Consider the following 23,169-nt stretch of genomic DNA (forward strand, 5'->3'; position numbering starts at 1 on the left):
ACTGCGCCGGGTTAGGTTTGTCGAGTGACGCGGGGGGAGCACGACCAGACCGATACGAGTGACGAGAACGACGGCCGGCGGGCGGCGCGTCGGCAGTACGCCATCCCGGTAGGTCTGATGTTCGGGTCGTTGACAGCGGCTGTGCTGTGTCTGGGATATGCATGGCTGCAACGGTCTTCGCAATTGCCGAGCGAATCCGGCCAGCGTGCTGTCACATCCATGTTGTGGCGCACAACCATTGTCGTCGGCACCAGTGCATTGCTGGTGATCGGCTGCTTCATCGGGGCTCGCCTACGCGAGATATCGGTGGCGCTGCGCGCACAGTTCTTGTCGTACGTATCACCGGCGCTCGTCGTCCTGGCGATCAGCGGGCTGATCGCCCTTGGCCATGGGCAGACCAAATCGGCCTTCGATGCCGGCGCCTCAGCGCAACAGACGTTGGCGCCGTCCGAGGTTGCCACAGTGGCGAAGTGGGCCTGGTGGTGTGCCTGTCTCGCCGTGGCGATGATCGCAATCACGGCGGTCGCGGGGTATCTGTCGGCGTCGGCACATAACCAGCCCGCCGAAAAACCCGCCGCCTTGTTCACCAGTCCGGGACTGGCGGCCGTGGTGGCGCTCGCCGTGGTTGTCATCGTCGCCGTGGGCGTGGTAGCCACGACGGGCAGCCCGCCGGTCGGTGGCCAGACCGCGCCCCGCGTAGAGGCGCCAACCTTGACCACTGTCACCGGAAAAGTGGCCTACCGCATCAAACTCGATGCTCGATCAACCGCGGTACCTGCCGGCGCGGGATTCGTCCGCGTAGTGAAGTCGGACAGCAGCTATTCGAGTATGGCCTCCATCGAGGGATACGACGGGGCGACGGGCAAGCGCCGCTGGGTGTTCGGGCCGCGTCCGGACGTCGACGTGATCGGCTCGACCGGTGTGGGGCAAGAGAGCGTAGTGCTCGCCCGGAATGCCGACCTCTTCATCGGGTTGGACGCCACAACGGGAACGCAACTGTGGTCCAAACCCGCGGCGATGGACTGGCGCACCGGCCACCTCGAACGCTACCTGTCATCGAGCGTGATCCTCACGTCACGTCCGAACCCCGAGCCGCCCGGACCGACCGCCGCAGGCAACGGCACAGCCTGGACGGCACTCGTTCCCCGCACGGGTGAAGTGCTGTGGACCAAGACCTTTCGCTATCACTGCGGCGCGGATGCCTACGTGACCGACGGCTTTGTGGTGGTGCAGAGCTGTGAAACCAAGCCGGGTGTCGTCGCGGACCTCCTCGACCCGGCTACCGGCCAGTCGAAAGGCGAAGTCGCGATGTCCGCGGTCGGGGCCGATCCGGCGGATGTGGGGCCGGGCAAGGGATCGGTGACCGTCGCCGATGCTCGTGGCGGCGTGGCCTTGGTTACGGTGAGCAGATATGCGCAGCAGCGACGGGATAACTCATTCGTGGTGGACCTTGCTTCGGGGCGCGTCGTGCAGCAGGTGCCCGAGGGGCGCGGGGCGTCTTTCATCGACGCGAAATCGCTTGTGATCAAGGAGTATCGGGGACGAGACCTGCCGGCATCGATGTCGATTCTGGATCTCGCATCCGGGAAAACCATTGCTGTGCAGTCATTCTGGAACCATTTCGGCTCCGACGGCGAGGGATTCGGGTTGTGGGCGCGAACCGGTGACGAATGGTCCACGTTCACCCCCGACGACGAGCGCCTCGTCATGGCAATGGCCTCGACGACTGACAAGTCATCGGTGCCGTTGCGGACTGTCAACACCGCAGGCGCGGTTCGCGTCTCCTCGTATCCGTGTGGCGAAGCAATGCAGGGCATCCCCGGAATTGCCGCAGTCCCAGGGGCATTGCTTGTCCGGTGCAACGATCAGTTCGTGGGAATCAGGTAGAGGTCAGCGCAACCCGAGAATGTCGTAGCCGGATACCTTCTCGCCAGTGGTTCTCCGGCACAGGACGAGGACAGCCCCGGGCACAGTCATGATGCCGCCGACGTCATCACCGCATGGAGATGGATGCCGCGTGGTCTGCCCGTCGGGAGACACCGACCAGACCCACGATGCGTTGTCGGAAAGTCCTGCCGCCGTGACGAGTTGAGCTCCGACCTGAGCCCACTTCTGGCTCGCGAAGATTTGATCGTCGTAGGTCCTCACACCGACTGTGGTGATCGTCTTTCCCTCGCCGACCAGCAGTAGCCGAGCCGGTTTGTCCGGGTCCAGCATTTTGCCGAGAGCCATGGCGGAGCCCGGATACTGACCCGATCGAGCAGAGGACACGTCGGCCAGATATCCGGTGGACGGCACGATGTGGACGTCGCCGGTTCCGGTGTCGACCAGTAACGTCACGCGGCCGACACCCGTGTGTTTCGACGACTCGATCACGACGTTGTTCCCTGATGCGGCTACCAGGTCGTATTGGGTGTCGTTCGGCGGCAGCGTGCCCGGAGGGCCACTGAGATTGACCGAGTGCTGTTGGCCGGTGCGTCCATCGATCACGTGGAGTGCGCCGACGTCGTTACAGGCCGCGATCACAACAATGCTGTGCTGGACGCCCGTCACCCCGTCGCCGTAGCCCTCGCATTGTTCGTCTGCGGTCAAGGTTCGGGACCATCTCAACGACCCGGTACGCGGGTCGAGGGATGCGATGTCGTCGCCGCGGCGTACCGGGAACGCATCGGCACTCAATTGGACGCGGCCGGCCAGGTGCCAGCCCTCGTCGGCCGTCCACAACACCTGTCCCGTCATCGCGTCCAGGCCGACCAGGAATGGCGCGCTTCCCGCGGAGTAAGGCGGGTAGTAGGTGTGCCTGCACTCCAGGAGCACCACCGAGTCGGGGGTCCACCCGGTGGATCGCAGTCCCACCGCCGTGCATCCGGTCGGAAAGGCGCTGAACGGAAAGCGCCAACGCTCGGCACCGGTCGTGCCGTCGTAAGCGACGAATGCACTGTCGTCAGTCGCCACAAATCCAGGACCTGCCGCCACGACCCAGTCCGAGTACCGCGCCACGACCGAGTAGGCGACGTTGGTGCGAAGGGCGGTGGGTAGCTCGGGTACGGCAATCGGAGCAGCGGTGGTTCCGCGGCTGTGGTCGCCGTTGGCCACCGCCACGATGCCGAACCCGACCACGAGCGACGCAACCAGGCCGACTGCCGAAACTGCCAGCGCCGTCTTCCTTTGCGCCGGATGGCTGGTTTGTTGAACCGTGACGGCACCAGCGACCAGTAAGACCGCGGCGACGGTCAGCAGAGCCCAGGACATCTGGCTCCAAGCGATCACGGGATAGGCCCCGGGACCGGTGATCGACTTCGCCCGGTCGGCGGGCATCGAACCGAGAAAGGCGTAGGCGGTCACCGCAGAGAGTGCGGTGGGCGCCCATGCTGCCCGCCCGGCGGTCACCCGGCCCGCCAGCGCCAGCACACCGCCGGCCATCACCAGCACGGCTGCGATGATGACGGCAGCCAGCGAGCCGCCGAGAAGCGTGCTGATGGGTCCGAGCCGATCTGAAATCAAACCGTCAGGCACTCGACGCACGAACGCGTAGAGACTGAGGACCACTGCGCCGACCGCGATGCCGCAACTCAGCGCGATCAACACGAGGCTCAGCCGTCTGTGTGCCGGTGCGTCGCCGCGCGTCATGTCGTCCGCGTCCGCCACGCGCTCGTCTGCCATCCCCGACCTCCCTCGTCGAGCCGACTTTGCCACAGCAATCGCACCTCGATGCGCACTGATTGGCTGGGCCATGGGGGCGCTGCCCGGCAATACCTCCGCTGATGGCGAACGCTCTTGCACTCACCCAGGCCGAGTGCTAAGAATGCAGTTGGCACTCTCGATCAGTGAGTGCTAGGTCGGGACGGTGAGACCGGGGCCGCACCTGCGGGAGCACACCCCAGTCGTCCGTCGCGGGCACTGAACCCGACTACAGAACGTGCGATCCCCTATCCGGAGGAATCACTTCGCAATGGCTAAGACAATTGCGTATGACGAAGAGGCCCGTCGCGGCCTCGAGCGGGGCCTCAACAGCCTCGCCGACGCGGTAAAGGTCACGCTGGGCCCCAAGGGTCGCAACGTTGTCCTCGAGAAGAAGTGGGGCGCCCCCACGATCACCAACGATGGTGTATCCATCGCCAAGGAGATCGAGCTGGAGGACCCGTACGAGAAGATCGGCGCTGAGCTGGTCAAAGAGGTCGCCAAGAAGACCGACGACGTCGCGGGCGACGGCACCACCACCGCCACCGTTCTGGCCCAGGCCCTGGTTCGCGAAGGCCTGCGCAACGTCGCTGCCGGCGCCAACCCGCTCGGCCTGAAGCGCGGCATCGAGAAGGCCGTCGAGAAGGTCACCGAGACGCTGCTGAAGAGCGCCAAGGAGGTGGAGACCAAGGAGCAGATCGCTGCCACCGCCGGTATCTCCGCCGGAGACCAGTCCATCGGTGACCTGATCGCCGAGGCCATGGACAAGGTCGGCAACGAGGGTGTCATCACCGTCGAGGAGAGCAACACCTTCGGGCTGCAGCTGGAGCTCACCGAGGGCATGCGCTTCGACAAGGGCTACATCTCGGGTTACTTCGTGACCGACGCCGAGCGTCAGGAAGCCGTCCTGGAGGATCCCTACATCCTGCTGGTCAGCTCCAAGGTCTCGACCGTCAAGGACCTGCTGCCGCTGCTGGAGAAGGTCATCCAGTCCGGCAAGCCGCTGCTGATCATCGCCGAGGACGTCGAGGGCGAAGCCCTCTCGACCCTGGTCGTGAACAAGATCCGTGGCACCTTCAAGTCCGTCGCCGTCAAGGCCCCGGGCTTCGGTGACCGCCGCAAGGCCATGCTGCAGGACATCGCCATCCTCACCGGTGGCCAGGTCATCAGCGAAGAGGTCGGCCTCTCGCTGGAGACCGCCGATGTCGCGCTGCTGGGCCAGGCCCGCAAGGTCGTCGTGACCAAGGATGAGACCACCATCGTCGAGGGCGCTGGCGACAGCGACGCCATCGCCGGTCGCGTGGCTCAGATCCGTGCCGAGATCGAGAACAGCGACTCCGACTACGACCGCGAGAAGCTGCAGGAGCGCCTGGCCAAGCTGGCCGGCGGTGTTGCAGTCATCAAGGCCGGTGCCGCCACCGAGGTGGAGCTCAAGGAGCGCAAGCACCGCATCGAGGACGCCGTCCGCAACGCGAAGGCCGCCGTCGAGGAGGGCATCGTCGCCGGTGGTGGCGTGGCTCTGCTGCAGTCGGCTCCGGCGCTGGAGGAGCTGCAGCTCACCGGTGACGAGGCCACCGGCGCCAACATCGTGCGTGTCGCGCTGTCGGCCCCGCTCAAGCAGATCGCCTTCAACGGTGGTCTGGAGCCCGGCGTCGTTGCCGAGAAGGTGACGAACCTGCCCGCGGGTCACGGCCTGAACGCCGCGACCGGCGAGTACGAGGACCTGCTGGCCGCCGGCGTGGCCGACCCGGTGAAGGTCACCCGCTCGGCGCTGCAGAACGCGGCGTCCATCGCGGCGCTGTTCCTCACCACCGAGGCCGTCGTCGCCGACAAGCCGGAGAAGGCCGCCGCACCTGCCGGCGACCCGACCGGTGGCATGGGCGGTATGGACTTCTAAGTCCTGCTCTTTACGGGAAAGCCCGGTCTCCTTGGAGGCCGGGCTTTTTCGTGTCGCGGATCCGTTTACGCCGCGTCCTTGTCCTTCGCGGGTTGCTCGGTTTTCGGCTTGTCGTCGGGCTTGGTCTTGGGCGTGATCTTGGTGAGGTTCGTCAGCGATTTGGCGGCATCACGCAGCGACGGCAGCTTCAACTTCTTGGTATCGGGTTGTGTGGTCGGCAGTTTCGGCAGTTTCGGGGTGGCCTGCTTCGGCAGATCGGGCAGTGACGGCAACTTCGGCAGGTTCAGCGTGATCGGATTCTGCGGCAGCTTGGTGCTGGTCGGTGCATCAACCGAATCGGTGGACTGCGTTGTTTTCAGAGGCGTCTGCGTTGCTGCGGAGGATGTCAGGTCCGGGGTCGGTTCGGTCGCGATCCCGCTGTGAACCGGTGGCGGCGGGTTCTGGAAGTTGTTGATGCCCTGCTGGACCGCGCCGGGCATGGCTGCTGCCGCCTCGACGAACTTCTGCGGCGGCGTGAACATGAACTGCGTGGGGGTGGCGGGGTTGGTGGTGCGGTCGTAACCCATGTCGACGAGCACCCGCATGACCGGCTCGATGGCGTCGATGCCGCCCTGCGGCAGGCCCAGCGCGTCGGCGACCTGGCGCGCGGGCATCAGCAGGGGCAGATGATCGGTGTGCACCACATAGTAGGTGGTGGGCGCTTTGCCCGGCTGGTTGACGACGGTCTTGGTGGTGCCGTCCGCGTAGTGGTAAGTCGTTGTGTCGCCGGTGGTTTCATGGCTGACGGCGTTGGTGTCGGAGTACTGACTCATGTCGATGTTGTCGTAGTTGGCGTCCGGGTGCACATAGACGACGGCCGCTGCGGCATTGGCGAGCGACAACGGGTTGAAGTAGGCCGGGAAGTCCCCGTAGGTGTCGTACTCCCGGGTGATGTCGGTGGTCGTGAACTGGTCGGGCCCCATCGCCCCGGTTGACTGGATGTCGGCGAAAGGCACGTAAAGCCAGGGGAATCGAGCGAAGATGCCGCCGTTGGGCTTGTTGGCGTTGGCGATCAGGACGAACTCGATGTTCTTCGGTGCGTTCGGGTCTGTCTCGAGTTGCTTGCGCTGCTTGTTGGTCACGACCGCGCCGAGGGAGTAACCGACGACGACGACGTGGTCGCTCGGCGTGTCCGGGGAGTTCGCGCCCGAAATCGCCTGGCCGAGCTTACCGTTGCCGTCGTTCACCGACTGCGCGAAGGTCGGTGCGGTCAGCCCGCTGACCGGCCAGATCGCCGCCAGATACTGCACGCCGTGCGCGTCGCTGTACTGGCCGTCGAGCTTGTGGTTGATGTTGCCGCTCGTCGGGTCGTTGTTGCCGCCGACGCCGATCACGTAGTTGGTCAGCGTGGCGGCGATGGTCGGGCTGTTCAGCGCGACCGGGGTGATCAGAACGCAACTGGCGGCAACTGCCGCGGTACCCGCGACAGAGCGACGAGTCGACCGCTTGTTATGCGCATGACGACCAGACATCCGGACCCTCCCCGCAAGCGCCAGTCGCGTCGCAGGCAAATCGTGACGCGTTGGTGGTCAGACATTAGCGACCAAGTTGCTTGCCGGAATCTGAATTGAGCAAACTTGCTCAGGGAAGGTTCCGTGGTTTTTGCAAACGGAAACGTTTAGGTTTCTTCGATGGGCACGCAGTCGTGCAGGTAACCACTGGTTGCCGCCGGGGACTCGGGTGCCGCTTTGCGGTGCAGCACCGCGCGGTTGGGAATGACCCGCACCTCGTCGCCCGCCAGTTCACCCGTCCCGTCCACGATCAGCGAGTAGCCACCCGGTTCGCGGGGCGGCCAGATCACGGTGACAGCAGGATGTTCGGCGAGATTGGTGCGGGTATGCCGGCCGGCGGTGCCGACACCGATGACGCCGTCGGTCAGTACCGGATCGACGGCCACGGTGTGTGCGCGGAAGTCGTCGCCGACGGTGATCAGGTAGGCGAACGCGAAGTCCGCCACCACGTCGGCCAGCTGGTCAAGATCTACCTTCACGCTCATGCTGCGCCCTCCGGAATGGGTTGTCTGCCACGCACCAGCTTGCCCGGCCGGGCGTCGGTGGGTACGCCGTGCTCGGCGATGATCTGTCCGGACACGACCGTGGCGACGTACCCGTCGGCAGTCTGGTCCAGCCGACGTCCGCCGGCCGGAAGGTCTTTGGCCACCACGGGCTTGTGCAGGCGGAGCACCTCAGGATCGAGCACGTTGAGATCTGCCTTGTAGCCCACGGCAATTCGCCCGCGGTCCAGCAGGTGTGCCACGCGCGCGGGAACGGACGTGAGCTGACGGATCGCCTCGGCCATCGACAGCCGACCGGAAGCGCGGTCGCGCACCCAGTGCGTCAGGAGGTAGGTCGGGAAGCTCGCATCGCAGATCATCCCGTAGTGCGCACCGCCGTCGCCGAGGCCCAGCACCACGTCCTCACGGCGGATCAACTCGGCGACGGTGTCCAGCGAGCCGTCGCGGAAGTTGGCCAACGTCACCAAGAGCATGGCGTGGCCGTCATCGTCGAGCAGGCGGTCGTAGGCCTCTTCCAACGGGTCGACCCCGCGGGCGCGGGCCCGCGCGCCGATCGAATCCGACGGCGACGGTTCGTAATTCGGCGGATCGCCCAACGGATACATGTAGTCCCAGGCCTGCGCGGCGAACATCAGCGGATGCCCGTCGCTGCTCGGCTTGTCGGTCAGAATGCGCTGTCGCACTGTGGGTTTGCGCATCTCGGCGACGCGTTCGGGCAGCGGCAGGTCGGCGATCTCCCGGTACGACGGGTACATCACGAACGGGTTGCCCGACAGCTCCAGTCCGAGCACCAGGCCGATGGGACGCGGGAAGATCTGCGCGGTGATATCTCCACCGTTGGCGTTCGACTTCTCCACCATGCGCAGCGCGTCTTCGAAGAATGCGGGCCCGGCATTGCCGATCGCCAGCGTGAAGGTCACCGGGAGGCCGACCTCGGAGGCGACGTCGAACACGGTCTGCAGGGCGGGTTCGTAGTCGACTGCGACGAGATCGGGTACGAATTGGATCAGGCCGCCACCGGCGTCGTCGACGCCGCGGGCGATCGCCTCGATCTCATCGTGGCCCGCGTCGTAACTCGGAATCGGTTGTCCGCTTTGGGTTTTGTGGATCGTCAGGCGCGACGACGCGAAGCCCAGCGCGCCGACCTCAACAGCCTCGGCAGCGAGTTTGCGCATCCGCGCCAGATCCTCGGCCGTGGCCGGTTCCCGATCCACACCGCGTTGGCCCATCACATACACGCGCAGTGGCGAGTGGGGCAGCAGCGCGGCGACATCGATGTCGCGTCGCCCCGTGTCGAGAGTGTCGAGAAACTCGGGGAACGTCTCCCACGTCCACGGCAATCCGTCGACCATCACCACGCCGGGAATGTCCTCGACCCCGGCCATCACGTCGACCAGCACGTCGTGGTCCTCGGCCCGGCACGGCGCGAACCCCACGCCGCAATTGCCCATGACCGCGGTGGTGACACCGTGCGCCGAGGAGGGCGTGAGCCGGTCACTCCAGATCGCCTGCCCGTCGTAGTGGGTGTGCAGGTCGACGAATCCCGGTGTGACCACAAGGCCTGCGGCGTCGATCTCGCGCGTCCCGGATCCATCCACCGATCCGACCGCGACGATCACACCGTCGCGCACCGCGACGTCGCCGACATAAGGTTCGCCGCCCAACCCGTCGACGATCAGGCCGCCGCGGATACACAGATCGAATGTTGCGGCGTCAGAGTCATAGCCCACCTAACCAACGTACGACGATCCGCGCCGTAGGGGAATGTGTCGGTGGCCCATGCCAAGATCAAGTTCGTGATCGACCACTTCGGAATCAACTGCACGGACTGGGCCAAGTCCAAGGAGTTCTACGACACCGTGCTCGGCGTGCTCGGCTTCGGCCGCCAGCTCGACTTCGATGTCGCGATCGGCTACGGCCGGGATGGCAAGCCGGACTTCTGGATCGCCGACGCCAGTGCCGGTGACGCGGGCGGACCCAATCGGGAGATCCACGTGGCGTTCCAGGCGGCTGATGTCGACGCGGTCAAGGCGTTCTACGACGCCGCAGTGGGGTTGGGCGCCGAATCGCTGCACGAGCCGCGGCTGTGGCCGGAGTACCACCCGGGCTACTTCGGAGCATTCGTGCGTGATCCCGACGGCAACAACGTCGAGGCGGTCTTCCACGGGGCCGCGGGCTAGGAGCTGCCCTTGGGTTCGAAAGAGTCCATCAACCAGGAGCCGTGGACATTGGTCAGCCCGACCAGCACGGCGTTCTGTGACTGCGTCGGGGATTGACTGCCCTTCGTCGCGGTGGTGTTGACGAAGGCCAGCACGTGGGCAATGTCTTCGGACAGGCTGTCGACACCCGCGCGCACAACGGTGGCCGTCGAGGTGATGCGGGTTTGACGGGCCTGAGGGATCACCGTCTCCCGCATGGTCTTGTCGTACTCGGTGAGGAACTTGCCGGTCAGCAGCGCTGTGCGGGAGCCGAGGTCTGCTTCGCTGATGTCCGGCGTGTAGCTCATGACCGTCGGCAGGTTCGTACGCACCACGTCGATCACCTGCTGCCGCGCGGCGGCGTGATCGGCCACCGGCTCAGGCGCCGGTCTGCTCTTGACGATCAGCTGCCAGCCGCCCAGGCCCGTTGCCACCGCGATGCCCAAGCAGAGCAGTGCGACCAGCAGTCCCCATGCGACGCGTCGCGCGGTCACGGAGCGAACTCCACGTTCGAGACCTTGTAGGAGCCGGCGGTTTCGACGACGGTCAGCACCAGCCGCTGTCCTCGGTTCTGAGTACCTGCGGCCGTGATGCTGGTGGTGTCGACGCTGACCAGGACGACGGCTTGTCCCGCCGTGAACGATTCGAGGCCCGACGCGCTGACGGTGGCGCGAAACGTCGAGCCGCTGGTCACCACCACCTGCTTGAATGCGTCGGCCTGCTTCTGGAAATTGTCGTGAAATGTTCCGGTCGACCCGTCGAGCACCCGCTGGATGTCGGCATCGATGCTCGCCGGGCTCACCGACGACACTGTCTCGGCGAAGGTCCGCGCGGCATCGACATACGGCTGCCACTGCGGGGTTGCGGTGGAGGCGGCGGGCCCGCTGCGGGCGAACTGGCTGACGGCAAAACCGGTCGCGCCCAACAACACCACGGCGAGCACCGCGGGAATGGCGATGGCGGCGATCAGCAGTGCCGGGGATTTTCGTGGTGGCGGCGGGTAGCCAGGGGGGAACGGCGGGTAGAACGCCGGGGCGTTGTGGATCGGCGGAGGCTGGTGCCACGGATCCGGTTGACCGCCCATGGCCCGTGATAGTAACGGCGCTCGACGTCGCGGACGGGTCGGGACCTGCGGGTAGCGTCGCTGGCATGACCTCCGACGAATCCGACGCTGTCCGCGAACTGCTGCGCGATTCCTTCTCCCGGCTCATCGAACACGTCGACGACCTCACCGACGGGCTGAGCGACGAAGCCGCGACGTACCGCCCGACGCCGCAGGCCAACAGCATCGCGTGGCTGATCTGGCACAGTGCGCGCGGCCAGGATTTGCAGCTGTGTGACGTCGCCGGGTTCGAGCAGGTGTGGTTGCGCGACGGATGGGTGGACCGGTTCGGCCTCGACTTGCCGCGCGAGGACATGGGCTACGGCCACAGTGCCGCTGAAGTCGCCAAGGTCCGCGCCTCCGCGGATCTGCTGGCCGGCTACTACCGGGCCGTGCACAAGGTGACCCTGGAGTACATCGCCACCGTCACGCCCGAGGAGCTGACCCGCATCGTTGACACCCGGTGGAATCCGCCGGTGACCGCGAGCGTGCGGCTGGTCAGCATCATCGACGACTGTGCACAGCACCTGGGGCAGGCCGCGTATCTACGCGGCATCATCGGGTGATCGCGCGGTGGTGGCCGCCGATCGGGTTGGTGGCCATGTTGCTGCTGGGCTGGGCCGTCGGCCAGGGACCGACCGGTGTCGACACGTGGTTCCAGCAGCTGGGTTCCGACATGGGACGCTCGCGCACTGCGTTCCTGGTGTTCACCTACCCGCCGGCGGTGACGCTGGTGCTGGTGGCCGTGATCGTCGTGACGCTGCGCCGAAGACAGTGGTGGCTGGCGGTCGCCATGCTGCTGAGCGCGCCGCTGGCCACCCTTGCGGTGCAGGTGTGTAAACGCATCTTCGGTCGGGAAAAGGGTGGCGCACTGTGCTATCCCAGCGGGCACACCACTTTCGCGGTGGTGGTGCTCGGCCTGCTGGTGGTCGCGGCCGGGATCGCGGTGTGGTCGTTGGTCGTCGCGGTCACCCTCGGGCTGCTGGCCATGTTCGGCCAGGCCATCACCTATCACTACTTCACCGACACCATCGGCGCACTGCTGCTGGCGACATCGGTGGTGTGCGTGGTCGCGCTCGTCGCCCGACGCGAGGTTGAGGCCGCTTCGGTCGCCCGCCTCACTTGACAGGTGTCAACCCCGGTGCGACCTGCGTCACACACGGTGGTTAGCATGGCCCCATGACAGCGACGCCAGATGTTGATCGGCCGGCTCCGTTCACGGGATCCGGCACCATCCACAGCCCCGCGACCGGCGCCGTCGCCGGCCAGGTGCGCTGGACCGATGCGGCCGACGTGCCGCGGATCGCCGCCGGCCTGCGCGAGGCGCAGCGCGAGTGGGAGGCCCGCGGCGCCAAGGGCCGCGCGAAGGTGCTGGCCCGCTACGCCGTGTGGCTGGGGGAGCACCGCGACGAGATCGAGAAGCTGCTGATCGCCGAGACGGGCAAGTCGGCGGTCGACGCGGCCCAAGAGGTGCCGCTGCTGATCATGATCCTGTCGTACTACATCAAGACGGTGGAGAAGGCCATGACGCCGGATACCCGTCCGGCCCCGCTGCCGTTCCTGTCGGTGAAGAAGATCGCCGTGTACTACCGGCCGCGGCCGGTAGTGGGCATCATCGCGCCGTGGAACTACCCCGTCGCCAACGCCATGATGGACGCCATCGGAGCCTTGGCTGCCGGCTGCGCGGTGCTGCTCAAGCCGTCCGAGCGCACCCCGCTGACCGCTGAGGTGCTGCTGCGCGGCTGGCTGGATTCCGGCGCTCCCGAGGTGCTGGCGCTGGCCCAGGGGGCCCGCGAGGTGTCCGAAGCCGTCATCGACAACTCGGACTACATCCAGTTCACCGGCTCCAGCGCGACCGGCGCCAAGGTGATGGAGCGCGCCGCCCGCAGGCTCACCCCGGTCAGCCTCGAGCTCGGTGGCAAGGACCCGATGATCGTGCTCGAGGACGCCGACGTCGAGCTTGCCGCCAACGCCGCGGTGTGGGGTGCGATGTTCAACGCCGGCCAGACCTGTGTGTCCGTCGAGCGGGTCTATGTGCTCGAGCCGATCTACGACCAGTTCGTCGCGGCCGTGGTGCGCGCGGTGGAGAACCTCAAGATGGGCTCCGGCGAGGGCTACGACTTCGGCTCGCAGATCGATGACACTCAGGTCGCCATCACCGATCGGCACGTCAGCCAGGCCGTGGCTGCAGGCGCCAAGGCGCTCACCGGTGGCAAGCGCCCCGACGGGGAGGGCAGCTTCTACCCGCCGACGGTGCTGGTCGACGTCGACCACACCATGTCGTGCATGACCGAGGAGACCTTCGGCCCGACGCTGCCCATCATGAAGGTGAGCTCCGTCGAGGAAGCGGTGCGGCTGGCCAACGACAGCCAGTACGGGCTGAGCGCCTCGGTGTTCTCCAAGGATGTCGATCGGGCGAAATCGGTTGCCCTGCAACTGGATTGCGGTGCCGTCAACATCAACGACGTGATCTCGAACCTGATGTGCACCACGGCCCCGATGGGCGGCTGGAAGACTTCCGGCATCGGCGCCCGGTTCGGCGGAGTCGATGGCGTGCGCAAGTTCTGCAAACAGGAAACGGTGGTGGCGCCGCGTACGAGCGTGGGTGCAGGCGGCAACTACTACAACAACTCGCACAAGGCCCTGGCCCGGATGAACAAGCTGATGACCAGGCTGGCGTTGGCCCGGCCGCGACGGGTGGCCAAATAGGCCCGACGGGGACGCCACCTGGCGTTCACTCCGGTGTCACCCGCCGGTACAACGAGCTGGCTATTTTCGGCGGGTGACCACCCTGGACCCCACCGGCTACTCCGTCCGCGACGACGATGACGACGACCCCGAGCTGCTGCTCATGCCGAGCGGCGAGGTGGTCGACACGTGGCGCGAAGGCTACCCGTACGACGAACGCATGAAGCGCACCGAGTACGAGGAGCAGAAGCGGCTGCTGCAGATCGAGTTGCTCAAGCTGCAGAAGTGGAGCCAGGGCAACGGCTTGCGGCACGTCATCGTGTTCGAGGGCCGCGACGCCGCGGGCAAGGGCGGCACCATCAAGCGGTTCATGGAGCACCTCAACCCGCGCGGTGCCCGGGTCGTCGCGCTGGAGAAGCCCACCGAGAAGGAACGCACCCAGTGGTACTTCCAGCGCTACGTCAATCACCTGCCGGCCGCCGGTGAGATCGTGCTGTTCGACCGGTCCTGGTACAACCGGGCCGGGGTCGAGCGCGTGATGGGGTACTGCAGCCCCAAACAGCATGCCGAGTTCATCCGGCAGGCCCCGTTGTTTGAACAGATGCTGGTCAACGACGGCATCAGCCTGACCAAGCTGTGGTTCTCGGTCACCCAGAACGAGCAGCGCACCCGATTCACCATTCGCCAGGTGGACCCCGTGCGGCAGTGGAAGCTCTCGCCGACAGACCTCGCGTCGCTGGACAAGTGGGACGACTACACCGCCGCGAAAGAGGACATGTTCGCCTGGACGGACACCGAGATCGCGCCGTGGACCGTCGTCAAGAGCAACGACAAGAAACGTGCCCGCATCAACGCGATGCGCCACGTGCTCGGTAAGTTCGACTACGACAACAAGGACCGTGAGGTGGTCGGCCAGGCCGATCCGCTGATCGTGGGGCGCGCGCTTTCGGATTGACCCAGATCCGCTTCTGGGCCGTCCCGAGTTGAGGAGGACGGCGTGCGGTTCGTGATGGCGCTGCTGCTGTGGGTGCTGACGACGGTGTTGCTCGCCGTAGCAGTGCCCACGGCGTGGGCCCAGAAGAACATCGTCGACAAGGCGGGTTACTCGGCGTTCGCGGCGGCCGCGGCGAAGGATCCGCAGTTGCAGCAGGCGGTGGCCGGTGAGCTCACCACACAGGTGCGCACGTTGGCGTCCAAGAACGGCGCCGAGGTGAACGCGGCACTGATCCGCGGCGTGGCCAACGCCTACACCGCAGGCCCGATGTTCCCCGGCCAGTTCGCGAAGGCCAACGAGATCGCCCACACCTGGATGTTCACCAACCAGCTGTCGCGCGACGAGAACGGCTCCTGGGTGGTGGACCTGGCTCCGATGCTGGCGGATTCGTCGTTTCAGGAGACCCTGTCGCAGTTCAACGTCAAGCCGCCGCAGACGCTTACGGTGCCGATTGCGGCATCGGCACCCGAGGCACTGCAGCCCGGCAAGCTCCGGCCGCTGGCCGTGTGGGGCCCGTGGGTCAGCGTGGGGGCGACGATATTGGCCGGTGTGTTCGCCCTGCTGACGCTGGCTGCCGCCAAGTCCCGGGGTAAAACCCTTGCCGCGCTGGGTGTTTCAGCGCTTCTGGTCGGCGCGGCCGGCTGGGCCGGGCTGGAGGCGGCTCGGCGGTATCTCAACACCGCGCTCAACCACACCAGCGGTGACATCCGGCAGGCCGCCGACGCGATGGTCAACCACGCCATCGCGAGCCTGCACCAATGGCTCAACCTGACCCTGGCGGTCGGTGGCGGGCTGGTGGTGTTCGGCGTGATCGTCGCGATGCTGGGCGGACTGCGTCGCCGCCCGAGTGACCGTTAGCCGACAAGGCTCACGCGGTCGGATCGACGCGCCCGGATTCGCGGGCCGTGCGGGCCAACACCTGCGGTCCGGTGGTCAGGGCTTTGCGCCACGGCGCCACCCCGTCGACCTCGATCTCGATCGAGATGCTCAGCACGGTGCGGATGAGCACGATCATGCCGAGCACGGCGGCATCGGTGAGTGATGGTGTGGCGGTGACGGTTTTGACGATGTCGGCCGCGACGAGCAGTTCCAGGCCGAGCAGGATCGCCCCGCCCAGCGAGTCTCGCAGCGTCTTGAATGCGCGGCTGCCGTCGCCGGTCCGCCGCCACGACCTGAGCGCCAGGATGAACGCGAACAGGAAGCCGAGCACCATGGACAAGACGCCCAGCACTTCAAACGTGGTCGTGGCCCGTTCGAAGAACTCCTGTACGTGCACTCGATATCCCTTCGAAAGTCACGGCTCGATGACGTGCGACGGGTCGGGCCGCCGCTCGGGCGGGGCCTGGCTGTAATCGCCCCATGGTCCGTCGCGGTGCTCGATCGCGGTGCGCACACCCTGCTGTGCTGCAGTGTCGATGAACCGCAGCGCTTCGGGAGTATTTCGCATCAACCCGTCGAGTATGCCGCCGAGGGTCTGGGTGGAGGACAACCCCATGTTCTCGTAGGCCTGGTTGACGATGAGCTTCTGAGCCTGCAACTGCGACAACGGAATCCGGGCCAGCTTCGCAGCCACTTCGGCCACCCTGGTTTCCAGCTGCTCGAACGGCACCGACTCGTTGATCAGCTCGACCGCGGCGGCTTCCTTGCCCGTCAACGGCTCACCGGTCAACGAATGCCATTTCACCTTGGCAAGACTCAGCCGATAGAGCCACATCCCGGTCAGGTAAGCGCCCCACATCCGCGCATAGGGCGTGCCGATGACGGCGTCGTCGCTGGCGATCACGATGTCGGCGCACAGTGCGTAGTCACTGGCCCCGCCCACACACCAGCCGTGCACCTGGGCGATCACCGGCTTGGACGCTCGCCAGATGGCCATGAATTTCTGCGTCGGCCCGGTTTCGCGGCTGCTGACCATCGCGAAATCCTTGCCGGGATCCCACCGGCCGTCGGTGTTCATCGCCTCGCCCCAGTGCTGGAAACCGCCACCGAAGTCGTAGCCGCCGGAGAACGCCCGGCCTGCGCCGCGCAGCACGATCACCTTGATGTCCGGGTCGCGTTCGGCAAGCCCGATGGCCTTCTCGATCTCGTCGGGCATGGGCGGGACGATGGTATTGAGCTGCTCGGGCCGGTTCAGCGTGATGGTCGCGACGGGCGCGGCCGTCCGGTACAGGAGGGTTTCGAACTCGTGGGCCATCCCAGCAGTCGAGTCAGCTTCGGCGCTCAAGTCAAGAGTCGTCGTGGCGCCTGCGGAAGTTCTGCAGGCCCACGGCGATGCGGACGTCGGCGGGCGTCCGATCCTCGTTGAGGGTCGACTCGGTGATGGCCAGCGCGATGAGCACGTCGGCCGTCGTGATGAACAGGCCTGCCCAGTACATCCATTTGAGCGTGGGGTCCGGCTGCACGGCGAAGAAGATGACGAGGAAGATCGGTCCGACGATGCCGAAGACGAACATCATCCCTTGTATGACGAGGTAGCGGCGGAACGTCTCCACCGGCGTGATCATAGGTCCTGGGTGGGGCAATCATGTGGCGACGAGGGACGGTGTTACACCGTGTCTGATGTCGATCTTCATCAGATCCCTACCGACGATCACCGTTCCGTCGAACCCGGTTTGAGCGACCTTCGTGTACTGCTCGTCGGAGACCCATTCCGGGTTGGAAGGGACGAGGTGACTCAGCACCAGCGTCTTGACTCCCGCCCGCTGTGCGATGGCGCCGACTTGGGTGTCGGGCGTGTGCGCCTTGGCGAAATGCTCGAGCAGGGCGGGTGGGACCCCCGTCTTCTCATAGAAGGGAAGGTTGATCACCTCGTGGACGAGGACGTCGGCGCCGCGGGCGAGCGTGACGATGTTGTCGGATGGGCCGGTGTCGCCGGAAAAGACGACCGAACCATCCGCGGCGTCGAAGCGGAATGCGAACGACGGGAACACAGGTCCGTGCGGGACGAGGATGGCGGTCACCTTGACCCGGTCGTCCTCCATGACGGGAAATGGCTGCATCGGCGGCGCGGTGGTGCCCAGCGCGCTCGCCCCGACCGGTGGAATCACGATGTCGTGCACGTCGGCGAGGGTGTTGACGTCACGAATGTCGGTCTCGCGGATGAAGATGTTGTGGCTGTAGGCGTAGCCCTGAGTGAGGCGTTGCGTGAGCTCGGTGATGCCCGGTGTGGGAGCGTCCGGGTCGACGGTCGGGGCCCCCGCCTTGGCCGGCGAAGGTAACGCACCTGCCGGTCCGGGTCCGTACACGTGCACCGGCCCGGCGAGGTTGTCACCGGAGTCGTTGGTGACGTTGCCTCCGAGGAGGAAGTAGTTGTAGTAGTCCGCAATGTGGTCAGCGTGTAGGTGAGTGATGAAGATGCTGTCGAGGGACTTGAATTCCAGGCCTGCACGTAGGTACTGGGTGACGGAGCTGCGGCCGGCGTCGATCACGTAGGTGTGCCCTCCGACGGTCAGCGCTGAGGATATCCCGGTGCGTACGTAGTCCGCCGGTGGTCCACCGCCGGTTCCCAGCAGCGTCAGACGGGTGCCGTTCGGCGGATCGGCCTTGGTGATCTCGACGGCCGGACCAGGGCCTGCGCTGTCGGGGCGATCGTCGTGGCCGCATGCAGCCGTGATCGGGATCAGCAGCGAAGCGAGTGCCGAAGACTTCAACACCGCTCGGCGATTCATTGCCTTGGGTAGGCAATCACACATGGGGAACTCCGATTTCTGTCCGCGTAGACGGCACGGCAGCGGTTATTTGGGCGGGTCAGTTGACCGTCACGTCGTTGTCGGCATGCACGTTGAACTTCTCCAGGTCGGTCGCCAGGCCCGCGTACACCGCGGGCTTCGACGTCTTCAGATACGCCCCGTAGCCCACGCCGCCGACGATCGCGAGGATCAGCAGCAGCGGCATGAGCCGGATCACGAGCGCGTCGGACCCCGCGACGATGTCGAAGTTCGCGACCGCCAGGATCGAAATCGCCAGCAGGCCAAGGAATCCGATGCCCGGTGCCACGAACGTGCTCCACATCCGGCGATCTCGCGTGCGGCGGAAGTACACGATGATCGACAACGCCGCCAGCACCTGCAGCACGATGACGCTCAGGGTGCCGAATCCGAGCATGCTGGGCACCAGCGAGGTGATCGGATCGAGGCCGGCCAGCGCGAACAGGCCGGAAACCACGGCCGCGAATGTAGCTTGCACGATGCCTGCCACCTGTGGCGCGCCACCGGATCGGGTGCGCGCCAGGATCGTCGGCAACACTTTCGCGCGGCCCAGCGCATACAGATAGCGAGTCGCCGAATTGTGGAAGGCGAGCATCGCGGCGAAGAGGCTGACCAACAGCAGCACCATCATGACATCGGTGAGCGCACTGCCCAGATACTTCTGCGCCACGCTGAAGATGAGGTCGCCGGTGGGCAGGTGGGCGACGGCGGTTTCTTGTGCCTGCGCGACGCCCGTCGCACTGACCACCGCCCATGTGGTGACACCGAGGATCACGCCGATACTGGTAATCGCGATATACGTGGCCCGCGGGATGGTGCGCAGGGGGTTGCGCGCCTCCTCGCTGAACAGTGCGGTCGCCTCGAAACCGAGATAGCCGGTGGCCGCCAAGAGCAGACCGATGGGCAGCGAGCCGGAGAACACGGTGCTGGGGCTGAATGCCGAAGCGTCGTAGCCGGTCTGCACCAGCACCGAGATGTCGAAGACCACCAGGATCGTCGTCTCGAGGACCAGCGAGACCCCGAGCACCCTTGAGCTGAAATCCACTCCGCGCCTCGCCATGACGAACGACACGACGATCGATGCCAATCCCCAGACGTACCAGTGCAGGTTGAACCCGGTCAGATCGGAGATCACCAACTGCATGAAGAAGCCACTGGTGCCGATAGTGCCGACCACGAAGAAGTTGTAGCCGAGGGTGGCGATGAAGCCCGCGATCAGGCCGCCGGTGCGGCCGAGACCCTTGACGACGAAGGCGTAGAACCCGCCTGCGTTGACCAGCTGCTTGGACATCTGCGCATAGCCGACGGCGAAGAGCAGCAACACAATTGCGACGATGAAGAACGATGCGGGAGCGCCGCCGCCGTTGCCGAGGGCGATCACCAGCGACGCCACCACGACGATGCCGGTCAGCGGCGCGACGGCCGCCAGGACCAGGAAGACGATGCCCGCGACGCCGAGGGCATTGCGGCGTAACTGGGTATTGATCTCGCTCACGGCGGTCCTTTCGAAAAGGGGTTTATCAGAGCCCGATCGACACACGGGTATCGAGTGCCAACGTTCCGGGATCGACGACGCACGAGCCGCCGTCGACCGGTAGCACCGCGCCGTTGACGTACGACGCGGCATCCGACAACAGCCAGCACACCGCACCGGCCACTTCGTCGGCTGAGGCCGCGCGACGCTGCGGCACCATGGCCGTCGCGAGCCGGTACGCCTCGGCGGTCGAGATCCCCCTGGTTTCCCCCAATTCCGCCATTTCCATGTCGGCCATCTCGGTGGCGGTCCAACCGGGGCACACAACATTGGCGCGCAACCCGTCGGGACCGTGGTCGACGGCCAGCGATTGCGTCAGCAAGATCAGCCCGGCCTTGCTCGCGGAGTACGCCGACATCGCCTCGCTTGCCCGCAGCGCGGCGACCGAGGACACCGCGACCACCGCACCGCGCGCGGCCAACAGATGCGGAAGTGCCTCGCGGACAAGCAGAAACGGTCCGGTCAGATTGACCTGCAGGGTGTCTTGCCAGTCCTCGACCGACAATTCGTCGACCCGGCCCACCCGGATGATCCCGTGGTTGAGCACGAGGCCGTCGATGCGGCCGAACGCCGCGAGGGTCTGTTCGACGACATCGCTCACGCCGGTCGCCACGCTGACGTCGGCGACGATCGCGAGCGCGCCTGTCTGTTCTGCCACCCGTGCCAGCGGCTCGGCGCGACGCCCGCAGATCGCCACGCGGTGGCCCGCCGCCGCGAGCTGGGCGGCCACCGCCGCACCGATTCCCGTGCCGCCGCCGGTGACGAGGACGACGCGGTCGCTTCTCACCGGGGTCCCCGCGGTTCGGCGATCGCGACACGGTCGAGGAAGGTGTCCACCAGTCGGCGCGCGCGCACGGCGGCGTCGGCTTCGGCGGCTTCGGTCTGGGCGAGCAGCACGTCGGGATCCAGGCCCGCCGCCACCGCCTCGCGGTCCCCGCCGAAGGCCAGCCAGCCCTTGAGCACCGTGCTGTCGACCTCGGGGTGGAACTGGAGAGCGAGGTTGCGGCGCAGCGTGAATGCCTGTGGGGCAGAGCCGTTCCGGGCGACCTCGATCGCGTCCGGCGGCGTCACCCAGCGGTCGTAATGCCATTGGAACCATGGTCCGGCGAATACGGGATCGTCGGAGTGCACGGGCCGCCAACCGATTTCGGGGAACGGCGACTTGTGTACCAGGCCGCCGTGCGCGGTGGCCAGCAGCTGACCGCCGAAGCAGATGCCGAGCACCGGAACTGCGATCCGGTCGGCTTCGCGCAGCAATTCCACCTCAGGCTGCACCCAGCCGGCCACCTCGGCGGCGTACGTGGACCACGGCGCACCGAGCACTAGCACCGCGTCATAGTCGGCAGGGTCCGGGAAGTCGAATTCGACACCGGGTTCGTGGTGCTGCTCGGCCGGGACCACCACCCGCTCGTCGATGTCGAAGCCGCGCACGGCAAAACGGTCGGCGACCGCGCCGGCAGGCGAGATGTGATCGTGCGCGATCTGCAGCAGCCGCGGCATCAGCGCACCGCCATCGAGTCGGCACGGCGCATCACGTCGGCGCAGAACGCGGGAAGTTCACCGGCGTCGTCGATGAACATCGACGGTTTCACGCAGATGGTCGTGAATCCCCGCTCCAGCTGCTCCGGGACGGAATCCATGGCTTTACCGATGTCGGCGCACGAGTGGTCATCGGGAAACTCCACCCGCACACCGCCGACCATCTCCAGATCGGACAGGTCGCGGCCGGCCGAGGCCATCGCCGTCCTGATCGTCTGCACGTCGTCGGCGCTGGGCGCGCCGAGCGGATGGAAGCCGTGGCCGTAGCGCACCAGGCGCTCGACCACCTTCCCGTGCGCGGTCTGGCCGCCGAACCACATGCGCGGCCCGTCATCACGAAAAGCTTTGGGCTCCAAGTAGATATCGTCGAAGGAGAAGTAACGGCCATGATAGCCGGCGGGCGAGGTGCGGAACACCAGATCCATCACCGCCAGTTGCTCGTCGAGGATCCGGCCGCGCTCGGCGAAGGGCACCCCCATCGCGTCGTACTCGTCGCGGCTCCAGCTGACGCTGGGCTGCACCACCAGCCGCCCCTCGGACAGCAGGTCCAGGGTGCCGAGTTCACGCGCCAGCAGCAGCGGGTGCCGCAACGGCGCCAGCACGGCCGCGGCGACCAGTCGGATCCGGCTGGTCACCGAGGCCATCGCGGACAACAGCATGAGCGAGTTGGGCCACGGCGTGAACGGATCCTGGTTGCCCGGCAACGCATATGCGCGTGGATTGGCCATCACGCCCTTGTCGCCGGCGTCTGGCCCGAGCACGATGTGCTCGGAGATCATCACCGAGTCGAACCCGGCATCCTCGGCGATCTGTGCCCACCGCACGAGATCGCCGAGGTTGCGGCCGTCGGTGAGAGTCCAGTTCTCGCTGAGGATCAGCAGCATCCTGGGGGTCGTCATCGGCTCAGAAGGTGTTCGACAGGTCGGGTTTGCGGATGCCGCGGAACTCCCAGTCGCCACCCTGTGCAGTGGAGAGCACTTCTTCGCTCTCGGTGGGCTGGGCGCCCACATCGCTGCGAATCGCGGTGGGGCCCTCGACAATATGGTTGCGTAGCACGCCGAGACCTTCGACCTCGACCTCCACGACATCGCCGGGGTAGACGGTGCGGGAGATGGCCGGGGTGCCTGAAAGCAGGACATCCCCGGGCTGCAGCGTGATGGTGCGGGCGATGTCGGCGACGAGATAGTGCATGTCCCACTCCATCTCGTCGGTGTTGCCGTCCTGGCGGACTTCACCGTTGACGATGGTCCGGATCCGCTTGTCGCGGAAATCCCAGCCCTCGACGACGCCGGGGCCGAGCGGACACAGCGTGTCGGCGCCCTTGACGCGCAGCATCGAACCGGAGTCGGTATCGCGGAAATCGTGCAGGCCATAGTCATTGGCGACGGTGTAGCCGCGGATGTAGTCACCGGCCTCGGCGGGAGAGATGTTGCGGGCGGTGCGGCCGATGACGATGCCCACCTCGCCCTCGTAGTTGAGCCACTTGCAGCCGCGCGGACGGACGACGGCCGAATCGTGCGCGTTGAGCGAGGACACCGGCTTGTGGAAATACGTCGGGGCAGGCGGCAGTTTGGTCAGCAACTCCTTCACGCGGGAGGAGTAGTTGAGGTGGACGCAGATGATCTTGCTCGGGGTCACCGGCGCAAGGTGCCTTGCATCGGCGACAGCCACGGTACGGCCATCGCCGGCCACCAGGGTGTCGCCATCGCGGACAACGTCGACAACATTGCCGTCCAAGAGAATTCGGCGGTATTCGCGTAGCGTCATTCGTCAGCT

At 66.2% G+C, this 23,169-nt stretch carries 23 protein-coding genes; 8 read left to right on the forward strand and 15 right to left on the reverse strand.

Annotated elements, in window-relative coordinates:
- Nucleotides 1-24: 24 nt before the first annotated feature.
- Nucleotides 25-1,887 carry an outer membrane protein assembly factor BamB family protein gene (locus tag A5784_RS26150; protein WP_064947754.1) on the forward strand — a complete coding sequence of 621 codons (1,863 nt, stop codon included), beginning with the start codon at nucleotides 25-27 and terminating at the stop codon, nucleotides 1,885-1,887.
- Nucleotides 1,888-1,890: 3 nt separating this feature from the next.
- Here the strand turns inward: A5784_RS26150 and A5784_RS26155 are convergent, their stop codons facing one another.
- Nucleotides 1,891-3,663, reverse strand: coding sequence for an outer membrane protein assembly factor BamB family protein (locus A5784_RS26155; protein ID WP_064947755.1), 1,773 nt, complete (start codon nucleotides 3,661-3,663; stop codon nucleotides 1,891-1,893).
- 289 nt (nucleotides 3,664-3,952) lie between these two features.
- On the opposite strand from A5784_RS26155, the gene groL reads away from it, so the two are divergent.
- Entirely contained in the window at nucleotides 3,953-5,578 is a 1,626-nt protein-coding gene (groL, locus tag A5784_RS26160) for a chaperonin GroEL (protein WP_064947756.1), read from the forward strand.
- Between the two features lie 65 nt (nucleotides 5,579-5,643).
- On the opposite strand, the gene A5784_RS26165 is transcribed toward groL, so the two are convergent.
- From A5784_RS26165 to A5784_RS26175, 3 genes are all read right to left on the reverse strand, one after another.
- Nucleotides 5,644-7,089 carry a PE-PPE domain-containing protein gene (locus A5784_RS26165; protein ID WP_064947757.1) on the reverse strand — a complete coding sequence of 482 codons (1,446 nt, stop codon included), beginning with the start codon at nucleotides 7,087-7,089 and terminating at the stop codon, nucleotides 5,644-5,646.
- A gap of 146 nt (nucleotides 7,090-7,235) precedes the next feature.
- Entirely contained in the window at nucleotides 7,236-7,613 is a 378-nt protein-coding gene (locus A5784_RS26170; RefSeq protein ID WP_064947758.1) for a hypothetical protein, read from the reverse strand.
- Complete coding sequence (locus tag A5784_RS26175; RefSeq protein WP_064947759.1) at nucleotides 7,610-9,361, reverse strand: N-acyl-D-amino-acid deacylase family protein; 1,752 nt, start codon at nucleotides 9,359-9,361, stop codon at nucleotides 7,610-7,612. The genes A5784_RS26170 and A5784_RS26175 overlap by 4 nt, the downstream gene beginning before the upstream one ends.
- Before the next feature lie 66 nt (nucleotides 9,362-9,427).
- Here A5784_RS26175 and A5784_RS26180 point away from each other — a divergent pair, with 66 nt between their 5' ends.
- Nucleotides 9,428-9,811 carry a VOC family protein gene (locus tag A5784_RS26180; protein ID WP_064947818.1) on the forward strand — a complete coding sequence of 128 codons (384 nt, stop codon included), beginning with the start codon at nucleotides 9,428-9,430 and terminating at the stop codon, nucleotides 9,809-9,811.
- Here the strand turns inward: A5784_RS26180 and A5784_RS26185 are convergent.
- Together A5784_RS26185 and A5784_RS26190 are read right to left on the reverse strand one after the other, a co-directional pair.
- Complete coding sequence (locus tag A5784_RS26185) at nucleotides 9,808-10,323, reverse strand: hypothetical protein (RefSeq protein ID WP_064947760.1); 516 nt, start codon at nucleotides 10,321-10,323, stop codon at nucleotides 9,808-9,810. The two genes, A5784_RS26180 and A5784_RS26185, sit on opposite strands and share 4 nt — an antisense overlap.
- The gene (locus A5784_RS26190; RefSeq protein WP_064947761.1) at nucleotides 10,320-10,913 is read right to left on the reverse strand and encodes an Rv1363c family protein; all 594 of its coding nucleotides are present in this window, start codon (nucleotides 10,911-10,913) and stop codon (nucleotides 10,320-10,322) included. The genes A5784_RS26185 and A5784_RS26190 overlap by 4 nt, the downstream gene beginning before the upstream one ends.
- Nucleotides 10,914-10,978: 65 nt before the next feature.
- On the opposite strand from A5784_RS26190, the gene A5784_RS26195 reads away from it, so the two are divergent.
- From A5784_RS26195 to A5784_RS26215, 5 genes are all read left to right on the forward strand, one after another.
- Nucleotides 10,979-11,497, forward strand: coding sequence for a mycothiol transferase (locus A5784_RS26195; RefSeq protein WP_064947762.1), 519 nt, complete (start codon nucleotides 10,979-10,981; stop codon nucleotides 11,495-11,497).
- On the forward strand, nucleotides 11,494-12,057 hold the full coding sequence (locus A5784_RS26200; RefSeq protein WP_064947763.1) for a phosphatase PAP2 family protein: 564 nt from the start codon (nucleotides 11,494-11,496) through the stop codon (nucleotides 12,055-12,057). Before A5784_RS26195 ends, A5784_RS26200 begins: the two co-directional genes overlap by 4 nt.
- Before the next feature lie 53 nt (nucleotides 12,058-12,110).
- Nucleotides 12,111-13,640, forward strand: a complete 1,530-nt coding sequence (locus tag A5784_RS26205) for an aldehyde dehydrogenase family protein (protein WP_064947764.1) — start codon at nucleotides 12,111-12,113, stop codon at nucleotides 13,638-13,640.
- A gap of 73 nt (nucleotides 13,641-13,713) precedes the next feature.
- A complete protein-coding gene (ppk2, locus tag A5784_RS26210; RefSeq protein ID WP_064947765.1) occupies nucleotides 13,714-14,574 on the forward strand; it encodes a polyphosphate kinase 2 in 861 nt (286 codons plus the stop codon).
- A 42-nt stretch (nucleotides 14,575-14,616) separates the two neighbouring features.
- Entirely contained in the window at nucleotides 14,617-15,471 is an 855-nt protein-coding gene (locus tag A5784_RS26215; RefSeq protein WP_064947766.1) for a hypothetical protein, read from the forward strand.
- 10 nt (nucleotides 15,472-15,481) lie between these two features.
- Here A5784_RS26215 and A5784_RS26220 read toward each other — a convergent pair whose 3' ends face one another.
- The 9 genes from A5784_RS26220 to A5784_RS26260 form a co-directional block, all read right to left on the reverse strand.
- Nucleotides 15,482-15,889, reverse strand: coding sequence for a DUF1622 domain-containing protein (locus A5784_RS26220; RefSeq protein ID WP_064947767.1), 408 nt, complete (start codon nucleotides 15,887-15,889; stop codon nucleotides 15,482-15,484).
- 18 nt (nucleotides 15,890-15,907) lie between these two features.
- Nucleotides 15,908-16,807 (reverse strand): crotonase/enoyl-CoA hydratase family protein, encoded by a 900-nt coding sequence (locus tag A5784_RS26225; protein WP_064947768.1) that lies wholly within the window; start codon nucleotides 16,805-16,807, stop codon nucleotides 15,908-15,910.
- A gap of 31 nt (nucleotides 16,808-16,838) precedes the next feature.
- Entirely contained in the window at nucleotides 16,839-17,105 is a 267-nt protein-coding gene (locus tag A5784_RS26230; RefSeq protein ID WP_232006245.1) for a hypothetical protein, read from the reverse strand.
- Between the two features lie 30 nt (nucleotides 17,106-17,135).
- On the reverse strand, nucleotides 17,136-18,266 hold the full coding sequence (locus A5784_RS26235) for an MBL fold metallo-hydrolase (RefSeq protein ID WP_232006246.1): 1,131 nt from the start codon (nucleotides 18,264-18,266) through the stop codon (nucleotides 17,136-17,138).
- A 94-nt stretch (nucleotides 18,267-18,360) separates the two neighbouring features.
- On the reverse strand, nucleotides 18,361-19,815 hold the full coding sequence (locus A5784_RS26240) for an APC family permease (RefSeq protein WP_064947771.1): 1,455 nt from the start codon (nucleotides 19,813-19,815) through the stop codon (nucleotides 18,361-18,363).
- 25 nt (nucleotides 19,816-19,840) lie between these two features.
- Nucleotides 19,841-20,641 (reverse strand): SDR family NAD(P)-dependent oxidoreductase, encoded by an 801-nt coding sequence (locus A5784_RS26245; protein ID WP_064947772.1) that lies wholly within the window; start codon nucleotides 20,639-20,641, stop codon nucleotides 19,841-19,843.
- On the reverse strand, nucleotides 20,638-21,354 hold the full coding sequence (locus A5784_RS26250; RefSeq protein WP_064947773.1) for a type 1 glutamine amidotransferase: 717 nt from the start codon (nucleotides 21,352-21,354) through the stop codon (nucleotides 20,638-20,640). Before A5784_RS26250 ends, A5784_RS26245 begins: the two co-directional genes overlap by 4 nt.
- On the reverse strand, nucleotides 21,354-22,292 hold the full coding sequence (locus A5784_RS26255) for a TIGR03619 family F420-dependent LLM class oxidoreductase (protein ID WP_197514873.1): 939 nt from the start codon (nucleotides 22,290-22,292) through the stop codon (nucleotides 21,354-21,356). The genes A5784_RS26250 and A5784_RS26255 overlap by 1 nt, the downstream gene beginning before the upstream one ends.
- A gap of 4 nt (nucleotides 22,293-22,296) precedes the next feature.
- A complete protein-coding gene (locus A5784_RS26260; protein WP_064947775.1) occupies nucleotides 22,297-23,160 on the reverse strand; it encodes a fumarylacetoacetate hydrolase family protein in 864 nt (287 codons plus the stop codon).
- Between the last annotated feature and the right edge of the window lie 9 nt (nucleotides 23,161-23,169).

It is taken from the genome of Mycobacterium sp. 852013-50091_SCH5140682 (genome assembly GCF_001665685.1).
In the GTDB taxonomy this organism is placed as follows: domain Bacteria; phylum Actinomycetota; class Actinomycetes; order Mycobacteriales; family Mycobacteriaceae; genus Mycobacterium.